Raw genomic sequence first — 1,447 nt, 5'->3', positions numbered from 1 at the left:
TGACACTCAACGACATCGGCCGCGTCCGCCTCCGCACCACCATCCCCCTCCTCGCCGACGAATACCGCCGCAACCGCACCACCGGCGGCTTCATCATCATCGACGACACCACCAACCGCACCGTCGCCGCCGGAATGATCGTCTAAAGGGCAGGCAGCAGAATCGACCCCGTTCGGGGGACTCGACGACCGGTCGGGGGTGGAGCGTGTGCCCACCCCCGACCGAATTCGTTGTTCCGGTAGTGCCCGATGTCGACGCCGGCGGAAAGAGCAGTGACGATGCCACTCACCTACTCTCCAGACACGACCGCCGCGGCCTGGCTCGTCCAGTCCGACACACCGGTCACGTCGTTGCTGAACTTCGGTCCGACGATCTTCGAGGCGTACGGCAGGCTCCGGTTCATCCCCGACCCCGTCGCGCCCGGTCAGAACGAGTCGGACGCCGACGTTCCAGCCGGACATCCGTCGGACATCGCCCAGGCACGTCGGGCGCTGCGCCTGCTCGCCCGGTTCACCTCCACCCCGCAGGACTGCTACTTCTGCGTGTGGGAGGGATACTCGGACATTCCGCTGCCACCGGACGTCCGGCACGGTCCACTCGTCGAGATCCCCCACCGTCGGTACGCGTTGGTCCGTGGCGCGCTGCACGACATCGACGCCTGGGAAGCCGACCTCGGTGACGGTATGCCTGTCGCTCCACCGGCGTTCGTCTGGCCGGCCGACCGCCGGTGGTGTTTCGCCAGCGACGTCGACCCGCACTGGGCCGGGATCGGTGCCGAGAAGGCCGCCGTCGACGCGCTCATCGGTGACACCCGGTTGGACGTCGTCACGGCCGACCCGACAGCAGATCAACCGCTGTACCGCCCCGGCGGCTTCGAGAACTGACGAGGGTGCTGTCGAAGGAGTCATCGTGACAGTGAACGACCTCCCGGTCACCGACACCGACGTACTCGTCGTCGGCGCCGGGCCGACCGGGCTGATGGCCGGGCTCGTCCTCGCCCGACGTGGCGTACCGGCGGTGGTCGTCGACCACAAGTCCGGACCGACCCGCGAATCCCGGGCTCTCGCGGTCCAGGCCAGGACCATGGAGATCTACGACCAACTCGGCCTCGCGCAGCAGGTCCTCGACGGTGCCTACTCCGCCACCCGGATGCAGATCCGCCGGCGGACCAACCCGCAGGGCTTCAGCATCGAGGCGGCGCAGCGCGGTGCGACCCGGTACCCGGGAATCCAGGTCTTCGAGCAGAGCCGCAACGAGGAGATGCTGTCGTCCGCCCTCGCCGGGACCGGTCACGCGGTGCGCTGGCGGCACCGCCTCGTCGACCTCGCCGACGACGGCGGCATCACCGCCCTGGTCGACGGCCCCGAAGGGCCGTACCGGATCAGGGCGCGCTGGTGCATCGGCGCGGACGGGGCGGGCTCGGCGGTCCGCCACCGGCTGAACCTGC

At 69.5% G+C, this 1,447-nt stretch carries 3 protein-coding genes; all 3 read left to right on the top strand.

Annotated elements, in window-relative coordinates; translation table 11 throughout:
• On the top strand, positions 1-146 hold a 146-nt coding region (locus tag ABT336_RS27390; protein ID WP_502891284.1), incomplete at its 5' end, for an elongation factor 1-alpha C-terminal domain-related protein.
• Between the two features lie 132 nt (positions 147-278).
• Positions 279-884: a hypothetical protein gene (locus ABT336_RS27385; RefSeq protein WP_350900488.1), complete on the top strand. Its 606-nt coding sequence runs from the start codon at positions 279-281 to the stop codon at positions 882-884.
• A gap of 25 nt (positions 885-909) precedes the next feature.
• On the top strand, positions 910-1,447 hold a 538-nt coding region (locus ABT336_RS27380), incomplete at its 3' end, for an FAD-dependent monooxygenase (protein ID WP_350900486.1).

The organism is Micromonospora sp. NPDC000207 (assembly GCF_040300925.1).
GTDB lineage: Bacteria > Actinomycetota > Actinomycetes > Mycobacteriales > Micromonosporaceae > Micromonospora.
This window is presented reverse-complemented; position numbering and strand designations above follow the sequence as displayed.